The sequence below is a fragment of the Rhodoblastus sp. genome, from assembly GCF_041915505.1.
GTDB lineage: Bacteria > Pseudomonadota > Alphaproteobacteria > Rhizobiales > Beijerinckiaceae > Rhodoblastus.
Genome location: NZ_JAYSBG010000348.1, coordinates 1 through 3,556, shown reverse-complemented (window position 1 = coordinate 3,556; position 3,556 = coordinate 1). Strand labels below are relative to the sequence as shown.

General features: G+C 63.7%; 6 protein-coding genes. 3 read left to right on the top strand and 3 right to left on the bottom strand.

Annotated features, from left to right (window positions below; translation table 11 throughout):
* Positions 1–122 precede the first annotated feature (122 nt).
* Entirely contained in the window at positions 123–725 is a 603-nt protein-coding gene (locus tag ACE3S9_RS16700; protein WP_374547604.1) for a DsbA family protein, read from the top strand.
* Here the strand turns inward: ACE3S9_RS16700 and ACE3S9_RS16695 are convergent.
* On the bottom strand, positions 722–1,135 hold the full coding sequence (locus tag ACE3S9_RS16695; RefSeq protein ID WP_374547603.1) for a DUF6165 family protein: 414 nt from the start codon (positions 1,133–1,135) through the stop codon (positions 722–724). The genes ACE3S9_RS16700 and ACE3S9_RS16695 overlap by 4 nt on opposite strands.
* A gap of 55 nt (positions 1,136–1,190) precedes the next feature.
* On the bottom strand, positions 1,191–2,474 hold the full coding sequence (locus ACE3S9_RS16690) for an NAD(P)/FAD-dependent oxidoreductase (protein WP_374547602.1): 1,284 nt from the start codon (positions 2,472–2,474) through the stop codon (positions 1,191–1,193).
* Between the two features lie 129 nt (positions 2,475–2,603).
* On the opposite strand from ACE3S9_RS16690, the gene ACE3S9_RS16685 reads away from it, so the two are divergent.
* Both ACE3S9_RS16685 and ACE3S9_RS16680 read left to right on the top strand, forming a co-directional pair.
* On the top strand, positions 2,604–2,948 hold the full coding sequence (locus ACE3S9_RS16685; RefSeq protein ID WP_374547601.1) for a rhodanese-like domain-containing protein: 345 nt from the start codon (positions 2,604–2,606) through the stop codon (positions 2,946–2,948).
* 14 nt (positions 2,949–2,962) lie between these two features.
* On the top strand, positions 2,963–3,151 hold the full coding sequence (locus tag ACE3S9_RS16680) for a DUF2892 domain-containing protein (protein ID WP_374547600.1): 189 nt from the start codon (positions 2,963–2,965) through the stop codon (positions 3,149–3,151).
* Positions 3,152–3,153: 2 nt separating this feature from the next.
* Here ACE3S9_RS16680 and ACE3S9_RS16675 read toward each other — a convergent pair.
* The coding region (locus tag ACE3S9_RS16675) for a LysR substrate-binding domain-containing protein (protein ID WP_374547599.1) at positions 3,154–3,556 on the bottom strand (403 nt) is incomplete at its 5' end.

Here is a 3,556-nt window from a genome sequence, read left to right as displayed (position 1 = left end):
GTCGCGCCGGATTCCCCGCAGGCCAAATCCTATTTCGATCTCGCCCGCGCGGTGCGCGAGGAATTGACGAAACAGGCCCGGCGCGCGCCGGTCTTCTCGGTCGGCTGAACAGGGAGTTTTTCGTGCAACGTCGCGCCTTCCTGGCGGTCCTGGCGGCGGCGGTTCCGGCCTGCGCCGTCGCCGCCCCTGTCGATGAACTGCCGCTCACGCCGCTGCCGCCGACGGCCAATCCCGATTCCGTCCCCGGCCTGTCCTGGTTCGGCGCCGGTCCCTCGGCGATCGAGATTTTCGACTATAATTGCCCCTATTGCCGCGCCGCTTTTGAGACGCTCGACGCGCGGGTGGCGAAGAAGAAGCTGCGGCTCGGCCTGATCGACAGCCCGCAATTATCGGCGGGTTCGGTGCAAGCGGCGAAGATCCGACAGGCGGCGCTGATCGTCTACGGTCCCGAAAAGGCCTATGAATTCCATCGCCGCCTCTATGCGCGCAAGGGCATGATCGACGGCGACGTCGCGCTCGACGTGGCGCAGGTGCTCGGACTGGATGTCGCCAAATTGACCGACGCGGCCAATAGTCCCGACGTGCGCGCGCGCATCATCGCCCAGTCGCATTTCCTCGACGATATCGGCGTCGCCACCACGCCGTCCTTCATCCTCGGCCGCAAGCTGCTGTCCGGCTGGCCCGGCGCGGCGGGTTTCGACGCGGCGCTGAAGGTCGCGCGCTAATAGTCCGGGTGCTCCTTGACCTCGACGAGGGCGCAGCCGACGGCGGCGTTGACCGCGTTTTTCAAACGCGCCCGCTCGTCGTTCAGGCGATAGACCTGACGCGCGGCCTCGACGAAAGCCGGGCCGAAATCGGCGTCGCGCTCCCGCACGCGCAAAAAATCCTCGACGTCCCACAAGGCGCCGTTGACCTGTTCCAGCTTCCCCTCCAGCGCGGCGATTGCGCCGCCCGCGTCAGCCGCGCGCATCGGCGCGGCGGCGTCCTGCAACAGGGCCAGCTCCTTTGCCGCCATCAGCCGTTTCGGCGCATGGCGCACGCGCCGGGTCTTCAGCCCCAGAATGACGATCTTGTCGATGAGTTCGCCGGCTGAAACCGGGATCGTGACCAGAGCGGAATCCTGCTGCGACGCCATGGCGCACCTCCTGCAGGCTTTTGCTAGCCTGCGGAGCTTGCGCGGGCCCGACCGGTCAATCCGTCGAGACGCTCTTGAGCTTGCCGACGCCGAGCATGTTCAACGCGGCGGATTCGTAAAACGGTTCGCTCGTCCCCTTGCGCATCTTACGGATGAAATATTTCTCGAAGCCGATCTTGGCCGCATGAACCCAGCGGCCCGAGGCCGACCAGTTGACGTTGCGCGGCGGAATCTGCGGCTGGGCGACGAAGGCGACGCCGGTATCGCCGAAATCGGCGAGGCAGATGGCGTTCCAGGCTCCGCGATAGATCGGCTTCCGGCCGCGTAGGATTTCGCCGATGTTTTTCGCCGCCGCCGTGACCATGGATTCGATCATGAAGCCGGTCTTGGGCACGCCGCAGGGCACCGGTGTCGGCCCCATCGGCGGAATGGCGACGCAGACGCCGACCGCGAAAATATTCTGGAAGGTCTCGTTGCGCTGATGGCGATCCACCAGCACGAAGCCGCGCGGATTGACCAGACCCTCGATGCCCCTCAGCGGCTTGATTCCGCGGAAGGCCGGCAACATCATCGCCATGCCGAAGGGCATTTCCCGCGTCGCCTTGACCGAGCCGTCATCGGCGATTTCCTCGACGATCATTTTGCCGCTTTCAACCTGCTTCACCCGCGAGCTGGTCATCCATTTGATATGCTTCTCGCGCAGAGCCCCTTCGAGCAGGCCCTTGGTGTCGCCGACGCCGTCGAGGCCGAGATGGCCGATATAGGGCTCCGAGGTGATGAAGGTCATCGGAACCTGGTCGCGGATCTTGCGGCGGCGCAGCTCCGTTTCCAGAATGAAGGTGAATTCATAGGCCGGCCCGTAGCAGGACGCGCCCTGAGCCGCGCCTGTAATGACCGGCCCCGGCTTCTTGCAGAATTCCTCGAAAGTCAGCGCGGTCTTTTCGGCATGATCGATATGACAGATCGAGGTCGTGAAACCTTCCGGGCCGAAGCCCTCGATCTCGTCGAAGGCGAGTTCGGGGCCGGTGGCGATGACCAGATAATCATAGGTCAGGGTAGAGCCGTCTTCGAGTTCGAGACGATTGGCGTGCGGATCGAGCTTGGTCACCGGCGCTGCCTTGAACGCGATGCCGCGCCGGGCGAAAGTCGGCGCCAGGTCGATCTCGATCGATTCCCGCGTGCGCCACCCCACGGCGACCCAGGGATTGGACGGGACGAAATGATAGATCGGGTCTTTGGTGACGACGGTCAGCCGGTCCTCCGGCCGCATCGCGTCCTTCATTTCATAGGCCATGATGACGCCGCCCAAGCCGGCGCCCATGATGACGATCTCCGCCATGTTTCTCTCCCCTGTGCCGGCTTTTTCGCCGTCCGATTTTATTTTCTTGTAATATTCGATTATTCGAATTAATTCAAGAATGAAAATTCGGAGGCTTGGGGGCGCCGGCGCGCGGAAGGAGTGACGATCATGTTCGGTTGGTTCAAATCGGGCGGCGACGACAAGACCTATTCGCCGGGAGAATTGCGCGACGCCCTGCGCAAACAAGACGGCGCCTTCGTCCTCGTCGACGTGCGCGAAAACAATGAATGGGCCGGAGGCCATATTCCCGGCGCGATCCACGTTCCCCTGTCGCGTTTCGCCACCGCGGCCGCGACCATCCCCAAGGACCGCAAGATCATCTTCTACTGCCAGTCGGGAATCCGCTCGAAAAAGGCGTTGAACCAGGCGCGGAAATTGGGCCTGCCGGCTGACGGCCATCTCGGCGGCGGCATTTCGGACTGGCGCCGCCACGACCTGCCGGTGGCGCGCTGAATGGAGGCTGGATCATGACGATCAATGACGCGGTTCGCGCCCTCGCCGGGACGATGATTCTGATCTCGGTCGCGCTGGTTTATTTCGTCTCGCCCTGGTTCCTGCTGTTCACGGCTTTCATCGGCCTGAACCTGCTGCAATCGGCCGTCACCGGCTTCTGCCCGCCGTCGATCGTCTTCCGCCGACTCGGCCTGAAAGACTGACGTCAAAACCCGTAGGCCGAGAGCTTCGGCAGGAGTTTGCCGCGCCGCTCCAGGATGAATTCGCGGAATTTCTGCGCCGCCCGAGTCAATTCGCGATCCGAGCGATTGAGCAGGAACCATTGCCGCACCAGCGGCAGGCCGGCGACCGGAAGCGCGACCAGATGACGGTCGGCGATCTCGGTGAGGCAGGTGTGGGCCGAAATCATCGCGATCCCCAGCCCCGCCATCACCGATTGCTTGATCGTTTCATTGGTGCCCATTTCGATCACCTCAAAGGCGCGTCCGCCGCCGATTCGCTCCAGAAAACGCTGCATCAGCACGCGCGTGCCGGAGCCCTCCTCGCGCGCCAGAAAGCGCTCCTGCAACAGATCCTCCGCCAGGATTTCGGGATCGCCGGCGAGGCGA